Here is a 15,794-nt window from a genome sequence, read left to right on the forward strand (position 1 = left end):
GTCACGCCGGTCTCCCCTCCGCCTCCGTCCAGGTGGCACACCACGTCGTACGCGGGTTCGCCCGACGCCAGGACGGCACGCAGGGCCCCGCCGCGCCCGCGGAGGCCGGTCCTACGCGTACCGCTCCCGGTACTCGCGCAGCACCGTCCGGGTGCGTTCCGTCGAGGCCGCGCGCGCCGTCATGTGGTCCAGCGCCTCCAGGTGGGCGGCGACCTCGTCGCGGGAGTCCAGGTAGAGCGCGCCGGTGAGGTACTCGGTGAAGACCATGTCGGGCAGTTCGGGCTCGGCGAAGCGGAAGAGGGAGAACGGGGCGTACGCCCCGGGGTGCGGACCGGCCGCGAACTCCGCGACCTGCAGCGTGATGTGGTCCCGCTCGGTCGCCGCGAGCAGCCGGTCGATCTGGTCCCGCATCACCCGCGGGTCGGGGCCGACGGGCCGCCGCAGCACCGTCTCCTCCACGATCACCCACAGCCGCGGCGGCGTCGGCCGTTCCAGCAGCCGCTGCCGGGTCATCCGCAGCGCCACGTGGCGTTCGAGCGTGGCCTCGGCCGCGGGTCCGGCGCCGGTGGCCCCGGCCCGCAGCACGGCCCGCGCGTAGTCCTCGGTCTGCAGCAGCCCCGGCACGAAGTGCGGCTCGTAGGACCGCAGCATCTTCGCCGCGCCCTCGAGGCTGACGTACAGCGAGAACCAGTCCGGCAGCACGTCGTGGAAGCGCTGCCACCAGCCGGGCCGGTTGGCGTCCTCGGCGAGGCCGACGAACTCGGCGGCCTCCTGCTCGGGCACCCCGTACGCCGAGAGCAGCATCTGCACGTACGGGATCTTGAGCGCGACCTCCGCGGTCTCCATCCGGCGGACGGTGGCCGGTGCGACGTGCAGGATGCGCGCGGCCTCCTCGCGTTTGAGTCCGGCCGTCTCACGGAGCTCCTGGAGCCGCCTGCCGAGCACCACCTGACCGACGGTGGGCGCGATGCGCCGCTCGCTCACGCCGTCCTCCCCCAGGGCTTCACACCTTCTTCGCGGGGGCAGTCTGCCATGCCGGCCTCCGCACGCCCATCATTCCGGTTATTTCGTGGCCAAGGCTTTCGGGGACTTTCGCCTCCCGGCCGTGTGTGCCCCCCGCGCTCCCCCGCGCCTGTGGCACGCTGGCCGGGAACGAGCACGCGCGGAGAGGAGCGGACCATGGCCGTCGAGCCGCTGACGGACCGGCAGATCGAGGACCGGCTGACCGGGCTGCCCGGCTGGCGGGTGGCGGAGGACCGGCTGACCCGCTCGTACCGCCTGGCCTCGCACGCGGTCGCCGCCGCGCTCGTCGCGGACGTCGCCCGGGTGCAGGACGAGCTGGACCACCACGCGGACCTGACGCTCGGCTACGACACCGTCTCGGTGTCGGTGAACACCCACAGCGTGGGCGGCCGGATCACCGAGCTGGACGTGGAACTCGCCCGCCGCGTCGAGGAACTGGCCGCCCGCCACCACGCGGGCTGACCACCCCCGGCGTACCACCGCCCCCCGCCTACGGGTTGACGAAGGTCCGGAGCAGTTGCCGGCCCTGCCGCTCCGCCGCCCGGGCGTCCTCCAGGGGCCGCACCTTGGCGTCCTTGAAGACGAGGTAGGTGACGCCCGACCGGGCCCCGCCGCCGACGGGGTGCGGGTCGAGCCCGAGTTCCTCGGCGGCGGCGTAGGAGGCCTCGCCGATGATGCCGGTGGGGCCGACGTCCCCCACCACCGCGTAGGCGATCCGGTCGCCGTGCAGCAGCACCACCGGGTCCCCCGGGCCCACCCCGGCGTCGATGTGGTCCCAGATCCTGCTGGGCCTGGGCACGACCACGTAGGGCAGCCGGTCGGCGCGCAGCGGCATGCCGTCGGACTGGTGGTAGGCGGTGTCGGGGCGGAAGAAGGGGTCGGTGCGCTCGTTGCAGAGCTTGGTGCGCAGGCCGTCGCAGTCGACGTCGAGGTCGGCCGTCCAGTGGACCACGTCGCCCCCGCCGCAGACCGGCACGGCGGGCCCGCGGCCGGCGTCGGTGCGGTACACGCCGCGGGAGATCTTCCGGCAGTCCTGCAGCCGCTGGCGGACGGTCCACGCGGTGACCGGGAGGTCGGCGACCCGTACCTTCCCGTCCGGCGCGGCGCGTCCGGGGCCGGGCCGGGGCCCGGCCTGCTCGGGCGGGGGGTCGGGGGCGGCGCCGGCGAGGCCCGCGGGGAGCAGCGCGGCGCACAGGAGGGTGGCGCCGAGGACCGCCGTTCGGGTGAGGCTGGTGATGCGCACTGCTGCGGAACCCTCTTTCTCCGGGCCGTGGTGGACGGCCGTGTGGGATCAGTGGGAAGGCAGTCGGGTGGCCGGCCCGGGGCCGGCGGGCGGCCCCGGGCGGCGTGCCGTCAGGTGAAGTCGGCGGTGGCGGGGTCGGCGCCGGTGCGGCGGCCCTCGTCGAGGGCGCGGATCGCGGCGAGGTCCTCGTCGTCCAGGGTGAAGCCGAAGACGTCGAAGTTCTCCTCGATCCGCGACGGCGTGGCCGACTTGGGGATCACGACGTTGCCGGTCTGGAGGTGCCAGCGCAGCACCACCTGGGCCGGGGTGCGGCCGTGCTTCTGGGCGACGGCGGCGATGGCCGGGACCTCGAGGAGGCCCTTGCCGGCGCCCAGCGGGGACCACGCCTCGGTGGCGATGCCGTGGTCGGCGTGGAAGGCGCGGGCCTCGCCCTGCTGCAGGTGGGGGTGGAGTTCGATCTGGTTCACCGCCGGGACCACCGAGGTGGCGTCCATCAGGGTCCGCAGGTGCTCCGGGAGGAAGTTGGAGACGCCGATGGCCCGGATCACGCCGTCGGCGTACAGCTTCTCGAACGCCTTGTAGGTCTCGACGAAGGTGCCCCGCATCGGCATCGGCCAGTGGATGAGGTAGAGGTCCACGTAGTCGAGGCCGAGCTTCTTCAGGGAGGTGTCGAAGGCGCGCAGGGTGGAGTCGTAGCCCTGGTCGCTGTTCCAGAGCTTGGTGGTGACGAAGACCTCCTCACGGGGGATTCCGGAGGCGGCGACGGCCTTCCCGGTTCCGCGCTCGTTGCCGTACGCGGCCGCCGTGTCGATGCTGCGGTAGCCCGCCTCCAGGGCGGTGGCCACCGCGCGTTCGGCCTCGTCGTCCGGGATCTGCCAGACACCGAAGCCCAGCTGGGGCATCTCCACGCCGTTGTTCAGGACGATCGGGGGGACCTTGCTGCTCACGCGCTATCGATCCTTCGTTGGACGGACATTGCCTCCCATCATCGACGATCGGCGGGCGTGCCGCATTCCGGGAGGGGCCGTTCCGGTCGGCGCGGGTTGCGGCCGTCGGTCCGTCAGCTCCGGTACAGGGCCTCGACCTCGGCCTCGTAGGCCTTCTCGATCGCCTTGCGCTTGAGCTTCAGCGAGGGGGTGAGCAGCCCCTGTTCCTCGGTGAACGGCTGGGCCAGGATGCGGAAGGTACGGATCGACTCGGCCTGCGAGACCATGCTGTTGGCGGCCTGCACGGCGCGCCGGACCTCCATCTCCAGCGCGGGGTCGCGCACCAGTTCGGAGGCGGTCAGGGGTGGCTTGCCGCGCATCTGGAGCCAGTGCTCGACGGCCTCCTGGTCGAGGGTGATCAGCGCCGCGATGTACGGGCGGTCGTCGCCCACCACCAGGCACTGGGCGACCAGGGGATGGTCGCGGACGCGGTCCTCCAGCATCACCGGGGAGACGCTCTTGCCGCCGGAGGTCACCAGGATCTCCTTCTTGCGGCCGGTGATGCTCAGGTAGCCGTCCTCGTCCAGCCGGCCGATGTCGCCGGTGGCGAACCAGCCGCCGCGCAGTACCTCCTCCGTGGCCCGGGGGTCGTTGAGGTAGCCGTGGAAGAGGCCGTCGCCGGCGAGCCAGATCTCGCCGTCGTCGGCGATGTGCACGGTGACGCCGGGGATCGGGGGCCCGACGGTGCCGTGGCGGACCCGGTCGGGCGGGTTGGCGGTGGCCGCCGCGGTGGTCTCGGTGAGGCCGTAGCCCTCGAAGACGCGCACGCCCGCCCCGGCGTAGAACAGCCCCAGCCGGCGGTCCATGCCCGAGCCGCCCGACATGGCGTGCCTGACCCGTCCGCCGAGGGCCTGACGGACCTTGTTGTAGACCAGCTTGTCGAAGAACTGGTGCTGCATCCGCAGCGCGGCCGACGGGCCGGGACCCTGGCCCCACTCCCGTTCCTCCGTCGCCTCCGCGTGACGCACGGCCACCTCGACCGCCTTGTCGAAGGCGGCGGCCTTGCCGAAGCGCTCCGCCTTGCGCCGGGACGCGTGGAAGATCTTCTCGAAGATGTACGGCACGGCCAGCACGAAGGAGGGCCGGAAGGCGGCGAAGTCGGCCATCAGGACGGTGGCGTTGAGTTCGGGCTGGTGGCCCAGCCGCACCCCGTGGCGGACGGCCGCCACCTCCACCATCCGGCCGAACACGTGGGCCAGCGGGAGGAAGAGGAGGGTGGAGGCCTCTTCGCCGGACCGTGAGTGGAACACCGGCTCCCAGCGGCCGACCATGGTGTCGGCCTCGAACATGAAGTTGCCGTGGGTGATGATGCAGCCCTTGGGGCGGCCCGTGGTGCCGGACGTGTAGATGACGGTGGCCACGGTCTCGGGGGTGACGGCGTTGCGGTGCCGGTGCACGACCTCGTCGTCCAGGTGGGCGCCGGCCGCGGAGATCTCCTCGACGGCGCCGGCGTCCATCTGCCACAGGTGGCGGAGGCGGGGAGCGCGGTCGATGACGGTGGCGACCGTCATGGCGTGGTCCTCGTGCTCGACGACGGCGGCGGTGACCTCCGCGTCGTGGAACATCCAGGCGACCTGCTCGGCCGAGGAGGTCGGGTAGACGGGCACCACCTGCGCGCCCACGGTCCACAGGGCGAAGTCGAAGAGGGTCCACTCGTAGCGGGTGCGGGCCATCACGGCGACCCGGTCGCCGAAGCGGACGCCCTCCGCGAGGAGCCCCTTGGCGAGCGCGAGCACCTGGTCGCGGAACTCGGCGGCGGTGACGTCCCGCCAGGCGCCGCCGTCCTTGCGGCAGAGCACCACGCGGCCTGGTTCCGTGCGGGCACGCTGGAAGACGCTGTCGGCCAGTCCGCCGACCGGCGGTGGTCCCGCCAGTGGCGGGTTGAAGAACTCACGCAAGGCCGATCCCCGCTTCCGTGCCCTGGTCCGGCGCTCTGGTCACGCGCTGTGAACCGTTCCCCCCGGCGCGTGAAACTACCTCACCGGGCGGTGCGCCGGGAGGGGGTCCGCAGGCCGAGGTCGGCCGAAAGCCGTCGGCGGGGCGGGGGCGAATGGGGTGAACGGGGGGATGGCGGCCACCTGGACCTACGGTGGCGTAACTTGTGTGACCGGTCCTCCACCGAACCCTCGCCCCCCGGTCACCGGGTCGCGCGTGTCGTGGGGATCACGCACTTCCGCGCACGGCTCAGGGATGACCCCGGCGCAGCCGCTCGCCCCCGGCGAGGAGCGCCGCCGCCAGGGCCTGCGCCGCGCTGCGGGCGGGGCCCGGGCGGTGGCCGTGGAGCAGGACGAAGTCGACGCGCCCGAGCTCCGGCAGCCCCGCCCGGTCCGGGACCCGGACCAGCCCCGGCGGGATCAGGCCCCGGGAGTGCGGCATCACGCCCAGCCCGGCGCGGGCGGCGGCGATCAGGCCGTTGAGGCTGCCGCTGGTGCAGGCGATCCGCCACGGCCGGCCCTGCTTCTCCAGCGCCTCCAGGGCCAGGGCCCGGGTGATGCCCGGCGGAGGATAGACGATCAACGGGACGGGGCGGTCGGGATCCAGCCGCAGCCGCTCGGCGCCGATCCAGACCAGGCGGTCCTGGCGCACCAGTTGCCCGCGCGGGTCGTGCGGTCCGCGCTTGGCCAGCATCAGGTCCAGCTTCCCGGCCGCCATCCGTTCGTGGAGCACGCCGGAGAGTTCGACGGTCAGCTCCAGGTCCACCTCGGGGTGGTCGTAGCGGAAGGCCTCCAGGATCTCCGGGAGGCGGGTCAGCACGAAGTCCTCGGAGGCGCCGAAGCGCAGCCGGCCGCGGGGGCGCTCGCCGGAGAAGAACGCCGTCGCCTGCTCGTGGACCTCCAGGATGCGGCGGGCGAACCCCAGCATGGCCTCGCCGTCGTCGGTGAGCTCGACCGAGTGGGTGTCCCGGGAGAACAGCGGGCGGCCGGTGGCGTCCTCCAGTCGGCGGACGTGCTGACTGACCGTCGACTGCCGGACCCCGAGGCGGTGCGCGGCCCGGGTGAAGCTCAGCGTCTGCGCCACGGCCAGGAAGGTGCGCAGATGGGAGGGGTCGTACATGCGGGGCACCCTAACCGGGCGACCGGCCGCCGGTCATCACGATCGGCGATCACAGTGAGAGTGGTATGCCGGATTCCCGATCACGGGGGAAGGGTGGACGATGGAGAGGGCACGTCCGCGTGCCGTGCTCGCCCCGTGCGACGCACCCTGCCCCCTGTGAGCGATGGAGTACTGGAGCACCGTGAAACGCCTGCAGTGGCCGCGCTGGATGCCGGTCGACCCGTACATCGTGCTGTTGCTGGCGACGATGGGGGTGGCGGCGCTGCTGCCGGCGCGGGGTGTGGCGGCCGAGGGGATCTCCGGGCTCGCCACGGCGGCGGTCGCGTTCCTCTTCTTCCTCTACGGCGCGCGGCTCTCCACCCGCGAGGCGCTGGACGGCCTGCGCCACTGGCGGCTCCACCTGACCATCCTGGGCTGCACCTTCGTCCTCTTCCCGCTGCTCGGGCTGGCCTCGCGGGCGCTGGTGCCGTACCTCCTCGACGAGGCGCTGTTCCAGGGTCTGCTCTTCCTCACCCTGGTGCCGTCGACCATCCAGTCCTCGATCGCCTTCACCTCGATCGCCCGCGGCAACGTGCCGGGGGCGATCTGCGCGGGCTCCTTCTCCTCGCTGGCGGGCATCGTCGTCACCCCCCTGCTCGCGGCGCTGCTGCTCGGCGGGCAGTTCGCCGGCGGGGACGGGTTCTCCGCCGACTCCCTGCTCAAGATCGTCCTGCAGCTGCTGGTGCCGTTCCTGGCGGGGCAGGTGCTGCGGCGGTGGGTCGGCGGGTTCGTCCTGCGGCACGGGAAGCTGCTGTCCCTGGTGGACCGGGGGGCGATCCTGCTGGTCGTCTACTCGGCGTTCAGCCAGGGCATGGTGCGCGGCGTGTGGGGCCAGGTCAGCGTGGTGCGGCTGCTGGAGCTGCTCGCGGTGGAGGCGGTACTGCTGGCGGTGGTGCTGGCGCTCACCTGGTACGGGGCGAAGGCGCTGCGGTTCGACCGGGGGGACCGGGTGGCGATCCAGTTCGCCGGGTCGACGAAGTCGCTGGCGGCGGGGCTGCCGATGGCGAGCGTGCTGTTCGGCGGGGACGCGGCGCTGGCGGTGCTTCCGCTGATGCTGTTCCACCAGATGCAGCTGATGGTCGCCGCCGTCATCGCCCGCCGCCGCGAACGCGACCCCCTGCCCGAGCGGACCCCCCGCTCCTACGCCGCCGCCCGGCACCGCTGACCGCCGGGGCGCCGTACGCGCGGCGGGCCGGGCGGGAGGGTGGCGGGCCGGGCGGGAGGGTGGCGGGGTCCCGGGGGCGCAGGGGGCGCTCCCCGCCCGGGCGGGACCCCGCCGGGTGCACGCGGTGGAGGATCAGGCCCTGGCGGCGGGCGCCGCCAGGGCGATCCGCCCCTCCCCCGCGTACACGTTCATGGAGGCCCCCCGCAGGAAGCCGACCAGCGTGAGCCCCGTCTCCGCGGCGAGGTCCACCGCCAGCGACGACGGCGCGGAGACGGCGGCCAGCACCGGTATCCCCGCCATCACCGCCTTCTGCGCGAGCTCGAACGACGCCCGCCCCGACACCATCAGCACGGTCCGCGAGAGCGGCAGCGCGTCGTTCTGCAGCGCCCGGCCCACCAGCTTGTCGACCGCGTTGTGCCGTCCCACGTCCTCCCGGACGTCGAGCATCTCGCCGTCCTCGGAGAACAGCGCCGCCGCGTGCAGCCCGCCCGTGCGGTCGAACACCTGCTGCGCCGCCCGCAGCCGGTCCGGCAGTTCGGCCAGGAGTGCGGGTTCCAGCGTCATCGGCGGCCCGTCGCCGTCGTCGATCGCCCAGCGGGTCGTGGTGCGCACCGCGTCCAGGCTGGCCTTGCCGCACAGCCCGCAGGAGGAGGTGGTGTAGACGTTGCGCTCCAGGGTGATGTCGGGCATCACGACCCCGGGCGCGGTCCGCACGTCGACCACGTTGTAGGTGTTCGACCCGTCGGCGGTCGCCCCCGCGCAGTAGACGATGTTCCGCAACTCCGCCCCGGAGCCGAGGACGCCCTCGCTCACCAGAAATCCGGCGGCGAGCGCGAAGTCGTCGCCGGGTGTGCGCATGGTGATGGCCAGCGGCTTGCCGTTGAGCCGGATCTCCAGAGGTTCCTCGGCGACGAGCGTGTCCGGCCGCGCGGAGACCACCCCGTCGCGGATCCGGATCACCTTGCGTCGTTCCGTGACTCGTCCCATAGCCCTGTCAGTCCCGGTTCTGTACGTGCTGGTAGCCGAAGCGGCCCTTGATGCAGAGGTTGCCGTGGGTCACCGGATTGTCGTGCGGCGAGGTGACCTTGACGATCTCATTGTCCTGAACGTGCAGGGTGAGGTTGCACCCTACTCCGCAGTAGGCGCAGACCGTGGTGGTCCGCGTCTGCCGGGACTCGTCCCATGTACCCGCCTGCCGCATGTCGAACTCGCTCCTGAACGACAGCGCCCCGGTGGGGCAGACCTCGACGCAGTTGCCGCAGTAGACGCAGGCGGACTCGGTGAGCGGCCCGTCGTGCTCCACGGCGATCCGCGCGTCGAAGCCGCGGCCCGTGACGGAGATGGCGAAGGTGTTCTGCCATTGGTCGCCGCAGGCGTCCACGCACTTGTAGCAGAGGATGCATTTGTCCAGGTCGCGGACGTAGAGGTCGTTGTCGACCCGGGGCTCCTCGCCGAGGCGGGCGGCGTCCGGGCCGAAGCGGCCGGGTTCGGCCTTGTACTCCTTGAGCCATCCGGCCACCTGGGGGGTGGTGGTCAGGTCCACCGAGGAGGCGAGCAGTTCCAGCACCACCTTCCGGCTGTGCCGGGTCCGCTCGGTGTCGGTGCGCACCTCCATGCCCGCCTCGGCCTTGCGGGAGCAGGCCGGGACCAGGGTGCGGGCGCCCTCGACCTCGACCACGCAGACCCGGCAGGCGTTCCGCGGCTCCAGGGTGTCGCCCTGGCAGAGCGTGGGGACGTCCTTGTTGGCGGCGCGGCAGGCGTCGAGGACGGTGGAGCCCTCGGGGACCCGGGCCGGCTCCCCGTCCAGGGTGAACTCCAGGAGCCGGCGCGGCACTCCGAGCGGTATCGCGGTCACGTGTACGCCCCCAGTCGGTCGATGGCGGATTCCACGGCGTTCCAGGCGGTCTGCCCGAGGCCGCAGATCGAGGCGTCCTTCATGGCGCGTCCCACCTCGCGCAGCAGGGTGATGTCGGCGGCGGCGTCCGCGCCGGTGCGTTCGGCGATGCGGTGCAGCGCCTCCTCCTGGCGGACGGTGCCGACCCGGCAGGGCACGCACTGGCCGCAGGACTCGTCGCGGAAGAACTCGGCGATCCGCAGCAGCAGCCGGGGCAGCGGCACGGTGTCGTCGAAGGCCATCACCACGCCGGAGCCGAGCGTGGTGCCGGCCTCGCGGGTGCCTTCGAAGGTGAGCGGGACGTCCAGCTCGTCGGCCCGGACGAAGCCGCCGGCCGCGCCGCCGAGCAGCACGGCCCGCAGCCCGTCCCGTACTCCGGCGAGCTCGAGCAGTTCGCCGAGCGTGGCTCCGAACGGCAGTTCGTAGACGCCGGGCCGCTCGACGCTGCCGGAGACGCAGAAGAGCTTGGGTCCGGTGGACCTGCCGGTGCCGATGGCGGCGTAGGCGGGCGCGCCCAGGGTCAGGATCGGCAGGACGTTGACCAGGGTCTCCACGTTGTTGGCGGCGGTGGGTTTGCCGAACAGGCCCTTCTCGACCGGGAACGGGGGCTTGGCGCGGGGCTCGCCCCGGCGGCCCTCGATGGAGTTGAAGAGCGCGGTCTCCTCGCCGCAGATGTAGGCGCCTGCGCCCCGCCGGATCTCGATGTCGAAGGCGTAGCCCTGGCCGAGCACGTCCTCGCCGAGGAAGCCGCGGGCCCGGGCCTGGTCGATGGCGTGCCGCAGGCGGCGCAGCGCCCGCGGGTACTCGCCGCGCAGGTAGAGGTAGCCCCGGTGGGCGCCGGTGGCGTACCCGGCGATGGTCATGGCCTCCACGAGGGCGTAGGGGTCGCCCTCCATGAGGACCCGGTCCTTGAAGGTGCCGGGCTCCGACTCGTCGGCGTTGCAGACCAGGTGGTGCGGGCGGTCGGGCTGGGAGGCGGTGGCCTGCCACTTGACGCCGGTGGGGAAGGCGGCGCCGCCCCGGCCCAGCAGCCCGGAGTCGGTGACCTCGCGGATCACCCCGGCCGGCCCGAGGTCGAAGGCGCGGCGCAGCGCGGTGTAGCCGCCGTGCGCCCGGTAGTCGTCCAGGGAGGCCGGGTCCACCACGCCGACGCGGCGCAGCAGGGTCAGGCCCGGCTGCCCGGCCTGCGGGACGGCCAGGGCGGCGGGCGGTTCCTCGGGTGCGGACTCGGGGGCGGTGGCGGCGAGGACGGCGGACTCCGCGGTGGCGGGCGCGGCGACGGCGGTGCGCACGGGGTCCCCGGCCCGGATCGCCAGGGTGGCGGGGGCCCGCTCGCACAGGCCGAGGCAGGGGCTCGCCTGGACCTGGACGCCGGAGCCGGGGCCGAGGCGGTCGCGGGCGGCGGCGAGCACCTGGTCGGCGCCGGCCGGGGCGCAGCCGATGTCGGTGCAGACGTGCAGCACCGTGCGCGGCCGCGGTTTCACGGAGAAGAGGGCGTAGAAGGTGGCGACGCCGTAGGCCTCGGCGGGCGGGACGGTCAGGCGGCGGCACAGGTAGTCCAGGGCGCCGTCGCTGATCCAGCCGACCCGGTCGTTGACGGCGTGCAGCCCCGGCAGCAGCAGGTCGCGGCGGTCCCGGGCGGCGCGGCCTCCGCGGGCCCACCGCAGGTCGCCGGCGCGTATCTCGTCGCGGTGGGCGCCCTCCCAGGAGGACGGCGGCGGGCCGAGCAGGGCGTCGACGGCGGCGCGTTCCTCGTCGGTGGGTTTGCTGTCGCCGAAGTGCAGGTCCACTTGCGTCACCTCACGTGGTCAGCGGCGGGGAGTTTCTCGATCCGGATCGCCGACGCCTTGAACTCGGCGGTGCCGGCGATCGGGCAGTTGGCCTCGATGGTCAGCGCGTTGGTGTCCACCTCGTCGGGGAAGTGGAAGGTCATGAAGGCCAGGCCCGGCCGCAGGGAGTCCTCGACCCACACCGGGGCGACGACGGTGCCCCGGCGGGAGAGCACGCGGACCCGCTCGCCGGTGGTGACGCCGAACCGCTCGGCGTCCTCGGGGCTGAGTTCGACGTACTCGCCGCGCCGCAGCGGGGAGGCGAAACCACCGCTCTGCACGCCGGTGTTGTAGGAGTCCAGGCGCCGGCCGGTGGTCAGCCGCACCGGGTAGTCCTCGTCGGTGACGTCGACCGGCGGGTCGTGCTGGACCAGGCCGAAGGGGGCGGGCCTGCCGCGCCGTCCGGGGTCCGGGTCCCACAGCCTGCCGTGCAGCCAGGTCGGTTCGAGGGCGTCGGTGGAGGGGCAGGGCCACTGGATGCCCTGGTGTTCGTCGAGCCGGTCGTAGGTCATGCCGTAGTGGTCCGGGGAGACGGAGCGCAGTTCGTTCCACACGGACTCGGCGTCGGCGTACTTCCAGTCGTGGCCGAGCCGGGCGGCGAGGTCGCAGAGGATGTCGATGTCCTCGCGGGCCTCGCCGGGCGGCTTCACGGCGGCGCGGACCCGCTGGACGCGGCGCTCGCTGTTGGTGAAGGTGCCGTCGGTCTCGGCCCAGCCGGCCGTGGACGGCAGCACGACGTCGGCGAGTTCGGCGGTCTTCGTCAGGAAGATGTCCTGCACGACCAGGAAATCGAGTTCCCTCAGCCGGCGCACCGCCTGCTCGCTGTCGGCCTCGGACTGCGCGGGGTTCTCGCCGATGCAGTAGACGGCGCGCAGCGTGCCCTCCTCCATGGCCTCGAACATCTCGGTGAGGTTGAGGCCGTAGCGGGGCTGGATGGCGGTGCCCCAGGCGTTCTCGAACCTGAGCCGGGCGGCCGGGTCGAGGATGTCCTGGAAGCCGGGCAGCCGGTTGGGGATGGCGCCCATGTCGCCGCCGCCCTGCACGTTGTTCTGGCCGCGCAGCGGCTGGAGTCCGGAGCCGTACCGGCCGACGTGGCCGGTGAGCAGCGACAGGTTGATCAGCGCGCGGACGTTGTCGGTGCCGTTGTGGTGCTCGGTGATGCCGAGGGTCCAGCACAGCTGGGCGCGTTCGGCGCGGGCGTAGGCGTGCGCGAGTTCCCGGATCGCCTCGGCGGGGACGCCGGTCACCCGCTCCGCCAGGGAGAGGGTCCACGGTTCGACGAGCTTGCGGTACTCCTCGAAGCCGCTGGTGGCGCGCTCCACGAACGGCTCGTTGACCAGTCCGGCGGCAATGATCTCCCGGCCGACGGCGTGCGCGAGGGGGATGTCGGTGCCGACGTCGAGGCCCAGCCAGCTCTCCGCCCACTCGGCGGTGGAGGTGCGGCGCGGGTCGACGGCGTACATCCGGGCGCCGTTGCGGATGCCCTTGAGCACGTGCTGGAAGAAGATGGGGTGGGCGAAGCGGGCGTTGGAGCCCCACATGACGATCACGTCGGTGTGCTCGACCTCCTGGTAGGAGGAGGTGCCGCCGCCGGAGCCGAAGGCCGCGGACAGGCCGGCCACGCTGGGCGCGTGGCAGGTGCGGTTGCAGGAGTCGACGTTGTTGGTGCCCATCACGACCCGGGCGAACTTCTGGGCCACGTAATTCATCTCGTTGGTGGCGCGGGCGCAGGAGAACATGCCGAAGGCGCCGCGGTGTTCCACCAGCGCCCGGGCGACCCGGTCGAGCGCCTCGCCCCAGGTGGCGCGCCGGAACGGCTCGTCGCGCGAGTCCCGCACCAGGGGGTGGGTGAGCCGGGTGTAGGTCTTGGGCGTCCTGTCGCGCCTGCGGGCGCGGGACGACGGGGAGTTGCTCGTGCGGCTCATGCGGCTCATGCGGCGCTCCTCGGCGCGAGCAGGTCCGACAGCGCGTGGACCGTGCGTAGGGTGGGCGTCTCGACGCCGGTGATCTCCGCGAGTTCGATCAACGCGGTGAGCAGCACGTCGAGTTCGAGCGGTTTGCCGCGCTCCAGGTCCTGGAGCGTGGAGGTGCGGTGGTCGCCGACGCGCTCGGCGCCCGCGAGCCGGCGTTCGACGGAGACGCCGACCGTGCAGCCGAGGGCCTCGGCGATCGCCAGGGTCTCGGTCATCATGGTTCCGACGACCCGGCGGGTGCCGGGGTGGACGCACATCTCGCGCATGGTGGCGCGGGTCAGGACGCTGATCGGGTTGAAGGTGGCGTTGCCCAGCAGCTTGACCCAGATGTCGTCGCGCAGGTCGCGCTCGACGGGGCACTTGAGGCCGCCGGCGGTCATGGCCTCGCTGAACGCGGTGCAGCGCGCGGAGACGCTGCGGTCGGGCTCGCCGACGGAGAACCGGGTGCCTTCCAGGTGCCGCACCACCCCGGGCGCCGCGAGTTCGGTGGCCGCGTAGACCACGCAGCCGAGGGCCCGTTCGGGGGCGATCACCGCACTGACCGCGCCGTCGGGGTCCACGCTGCGCAGGCGCCGCCCGTCGTGCGGGCCGCCGTGGCGGTGGAAGTACCACCAGGGGATGCCGTTCTGGGCGGCGACGACGGCCGTCCCCGGCTCCAGCAGCGGCTCGAGCAGCGGCCCGCACGCCGCGTAGGCGTTCGCCTTGAGTCCGAGGAACACGTAGTCCACCGGTCCGACCTCGGTGGGGTCGTCGGTGACCGGTGGCCGCGCCGAGAAGTCGCCACGGGGGCTCAGGACGCGCACGCCGTCCCGTCTCATGGCCTCCAGGTGGGGTCCGCGGGCGATCAGGCGCACGTCCACGCCCGCCCGGTGCAGAGCGGCGCCCACATAGGCGCCGATGGCGCCGGCGCCGAGAACTGCGACTTTCACAGGAGAGCTCCGTCCGGTCGAGGGCTACCGAGGAACCGCCGAGACGTCTACTGAATATTGTCTACAGTATGGGAGTTGGGGCAGCAAGGGTCGCGGCAGGCCCGGACATGGGACCGCCGGGCACGGGACCGCCGGGCCGGGGAAGCCGAGCCGGGGAGCGTCCGGAGTCTTCCCAAGCCGCGAAGCGGTTCCTAGGGTTCCGGATCATGAGTCCACCCGTTGCACCGCCGGGATGGAGCCGCTGGCTCGTGCCCCCGGCCGCCCTCTCCGTCCATCTGTCCATAGGCCAGGCCTACGCGTGGAGCGTCTTCAAGGCGCCGCTGGAGTCCTCGCTCGACATCAGCGGCACGCTCAGCGCGCTCCCCTTCCAGCTGGGCATCGTGATGCTCGGGCTCTCCGCGGCCTTCGGCGGGACCCTGGTCGAACGCAACGGTCCACGCTGGGCGATGACGGTCGCCCTGGTCTGCTTCTCCTCCGGCTTCCTGCTGTCCGCGCTGGGCGCCCGCACCGGGCAGTACTGGCTGATCGTGTTCGGCTACGGCTTCGTCGGCGGCATCGGGCTGGGCATCGGCTACATCTCACCGGTCTCCACCCTGATCAAGTGGTTCCCCGACCGTCCGGGCATGGCCACCGGCATCGCCATCATGGGCTTCGGCGGCGGCGCGCTGATCGCCTCGCCCTGGTCCACCCGGATGCTGGAGGCGTTCGGCTCCGACTCCTCCGGGATCGCCACCGCCTTCCTGGTCCACGGCCTGGTGTACGCGGTGTTCATGTCGCTGGGCGTGCTGCTCATCCGGGTGCCGCGGCCGGCCGCCGACCGGGCCGCCGAGGACGCCACGGCCGGTGCCGGCGGGGTGCAGGTGTCGGCGCGGAACGCCGTGCGGACACCGCAGTTCTGGCTGCTGTGGCTGGTGCTCGTCATGAACGTCACCGCGGGCATCGGCATCCTGGAGAAGGCCGCGCCGATGATCACCGACTTCTTCGCCGGCGCCTCCGCACCGGTGTCGGCGTCGGCGGCCGCCGGGTTCGTGGCGCTGCTGTCGGCGGCCAACATGGCGGGCCGGATCGGCTGGTCCTCCACCTCCGACCTGATCGGCCGCAAGAACGTCTACCGCCTCTACCTGGGCGTCGGCGCGCTGATGTACCTGGCGATCGCCCTGTTCGGGGACGTCTCCAAGCCGCTGTTCGTGGTCTGCGCGCTGGTCGTCCTCTCCTTCTACGGCGGCGGCTTCGCCACCATCCCCGCCTATCTGAAGGACCTCTTCGGCACCTACCAGGTGGGCGCCATCCACGGCCGGCTGCTGACCGCCTGGTCGACCGCGGGCGTCCTCGGTCCGCTGATCGTCAACTGGATCGCGGACCGGCAGGAGGAGGCCGGCAAGCAGGGACCGGAACTCTACGGGACCTCGCTGTTCATCATGATCGGGCTGCTGGTGATCGGCTTCGTCGCCAACGAGCTGGTGCGCCCCGTGCACCCCAGGCACCACGTGAAGGAGGCGGCGCATGTCGCAGAACCCGCCTGAGGGATCCGGACGCCGGGGACTGATCGCCTTCGCCTGGCTGTGGGTCGGTGCCCCGCTCGCCTACGGCCTGTACGAACTGGTCCGCAAGGCCACCCAGTTGTTCACGGGCTGAGCCCGACGCCGCCCCGCTCACCCG

General features: G+C 72.8%; 14 protein-coding genes. 4 read left to right on the forward strand and 10 right to left on the reverse strand.

Annotation, left to right across the window (positions count from 1 at the left end; all coding sequences use genetic code 11):
* Positions 1-111 precede the first annotated feature (111 nt).
* Complete coding sequence (locus ACWD3O_RS14015; protein WP_451411276.1) at positions 112-984, reverse strand: helix-turn-helix domain-containing protein; 873 nt, start codon at positions 982-984, stop codon at positions 112-114.
* A 195-nt stretch (positions 985-1,179) separates the two neighbouring features.
* On the opposite strand from ACWD3O_RS14015, the gene ACWD3O_RS14020 reads away from it, so the two are divergent.
* Entirely contained in the window at positions 1,180-1,485 is a 306-nt protein-coding gene (locus ACWD3O_RS14020) for a 4a-hydroxytetrahydrobiopterin dehydratase (protein ID WP_451416018.1), read from the forward strand.
* A gap of 28 nt (positions 1,486-1,513) precedes the next feature.
* On the opposite strand, the gene ACWD3O_RS14025 is transcribed toward ACWD3O_RS14020, so the two are convergent.
* The 4 genes from ACWD3O_RS14025 to ACWD3O_RS14040 all read right to left on the reverse strand — a co-directional run bounded on the left by ACWD3O_RS14025 (position 1,514) and on the right by ACWD3O_RS14040 (position 6,306).
* On the reverse strand, positions 1,514-2,266 hold the full coding sequence (locus tag ACWD3O_RS14025; RefSeq protein WP_451416019.1) for a glycoside hydrolase family 75 protein: 753 nt from the start codon (positions 2,264-2,266) through the stop codon (positions 1,514-1,516).
* A 110-nt stretch (positions 2,267-2,376) separates the two neighbouring features.
* On the reverse strand, positions 2,377-3,213 hold the full coding sequence (locus ACWD3O_RS14030) for an aldo/keto reductase (RefSeq protein ID WP_451416020.1): 837 nt from the start codon (positions 3,211-3,213) through the stop codon (positions 2,377-2,379).
* A gap of 113 nt (positions 3,214-3,326) precedes the next feature.
* On the reverse strand, positions 3,327-5,150 hold the full coding sequence (locus ACWD3O_RS14035; RefSeq protein WP_451411280.1) for an AMP-dependent synthetase/ligase: 1,824 nt from the start codon (positions 5,148-5,150) through the stop codon (positions 3,327-3,329).
* Positions 5,151-5,436: 286 nt separating this feature from the next.
* Positions 5,437-6,306 (reverse strand): LysR substrate-binding domain-containing protein, encoded by an 870-nt coding sequence (locus tag ACWD3O_RS14040; RefSeq protein ID WP_451416021.1) that lies wholly within the window; start codon positions 6,304-6,306, stop codon positions 5,437-5,439.
* Positions 6,307-6,487: 181 nt separating this feature from the next.
* Here ACWD3O_RS14040 and ACWD3O_RS14045 point away from each other — a divergent pair, with 181 nt between their 5' ends.
* Positions 6,488-7,510 (forward strand): bile acid:sodium symporter family protein, encoded by a 1,023-nt coding sequence (locus ACWD3O_RS14045; RefSeq protein ID WP_451416022.1) that lies wholly within the window; start codon positions 6,488-6,490, stop codon positions 7,508-7,510.
* A gap of 132 nt (positions 7,511-7,642) precedes the next feature.
* On the opposite strand, the gene fdhD is transcribed toward ACWD3O_RS14045, so the two are convergent.
* From fdhD to ACWD3O_RS14070, 5 genes are read right to left on the reverse strand one after another with little or no spacing between them, the layout of a single operon-like run.
* On the reverse strand, positions 7,643-8,497 hold the full coding sequence (gene fdhD, locus ACWD3O_RS14050) for a formate dehydrogenase accessory sulfurtransferase FdhD (RefSeq protein ID WP_451416023.1): 855 nt from the start codon (positions 8,495-8,497) through the stop codon (positions 7,643-7,645).
* A 7-nt stretch (positions 8,498-8,504) separates the two neighbouring features.
* Complete coding sequence (locus ACWD3O_RS14055; RefSeq protein WP_451416024.1) at positions 8,505-9,365, reverse strand: 2Fe-2S iron-sulfur cluster-binding protein; 861 nt, start codon at positions 9,363-9,365, stop codon at positions 8,505-8,507.
* On the reverse strand, positions 9,362-11,194 hold the full coding sequence (locus ACWD3O_RS14060) for an NADH-ubiquinone oxidoreductase-F iron-sulfur binding region domain-containing protein (RefSeq protein ID WP_451416025.1): 1,833 nt from the start codon (positions 11,192-11,194) through the stop codon (positions 9,362-9,364). Before ACWD3O_RS14060 ends, ACWD3O_RS14055 begins: the two co-directional genes overlap by 4 nt.
* 5 nt (positions 11,195-11,199) lie before the next feature.
* Entirely contained in the window at positions 11,200-13,167 is a 1,968-nt protein-coding gene (locus tag ACWD3O_RS14065) for a molybdopterin oxidoreductase family protein (RefSeq protein WP_451416026.1), read from the reverse strand.
* Positions 13,164-14,135, reverse strand: a complete 972-nt coding sequence (locus ACWD3O_RS14070) for a 2-dehydropantoate 2-reductase (RefSeq protein WP_451411285.1) — start codon at positions 14,133-14,135, stop codon at positions 13,164-13,166. Before ACWD3O_RS14070 ends, ACWD3O_RS14065 begins: the two co-directional genes overlap by 4 nt.
* Positions 14,136-14,341: 206 nt before the next feature.
* Here ACWD3O_RS14070 and ACWD3O_RS14075 point away from each other — a divergent pair, with 206 nt between their 5' ends.
* The gene (locus tag ACWD3O_RS14075; RefSeq protein WP_451411286.1) at positions 14,342-15,658 is read left to right on the forward strand and encodes an OFA family MFS transporter; all 1,317 of its coding nucleotides are present in this window, start codon (positions 14,342-14,344) and stop codon (positions 15,656-15,658) included.
* Entirely contained in the window at positions 15,639-15,770 is a 132-nt protein-coding gene (locus ACWD3O_RS14080) for an MFS transporter small subunit (RefSeq protein WP_451411287.1), read from the forward strand. The genes ACWD3O_RS14075 and ACWD3O_RS14080 overlap by 20 nt, the downstream gene beginning before the upstream one ends.
* Positions 15,771-15,794: the final 24 nt, after the last annotated feature.

Source organism: Streptomyces sp. NPDC002640, from assembly GCF_053592575.1.

Coding starts and splice junctions, on each gene's coding strand:
- ACWD3O_RS14020 (WP_451416018.1), top strand. CDS start 1,180: ATGGCCGTCGAGCCGCTGACGGACCGGCAGATCGAGGACCGGCTGACC.
- ACWD3O_RS14040 (WP_451416021.1), bottom strand. CDS start 6,306: ATGTACGACCCCTCCCATCTGCGCACCTTCCTGGCCGTGGCGCAGACG.
- fdhD (WP_451416023.1), bottom strand. CDS start 8,497: ATGGGACGAGTCACGGAACGACGCAAGGTGATCCGGATCCGCGACGGG.
- ACWD3O_RS14065 (WP_451416026.1), bottom strand. CDS start 13,167: ATGAGCCGCATGAGCCGCACGAGCAACTCCCCGTCGTCCCGCGCCCGC.
- ACWD3O_RS14075 (WP_451411286.1), top strand. CDS start 14,342: ATGAGTCCACCCGTTGCACCGCCGGGATGGAGCCGCTGGCTCGTGCCC.
- ACWD3O_RS14080 (WP_451411287.1), top strand. CDS start 15,639: ATGTCGCAGAACCCGCCTGAGGGATCCGGACGCCGGGGACTGATCGCC.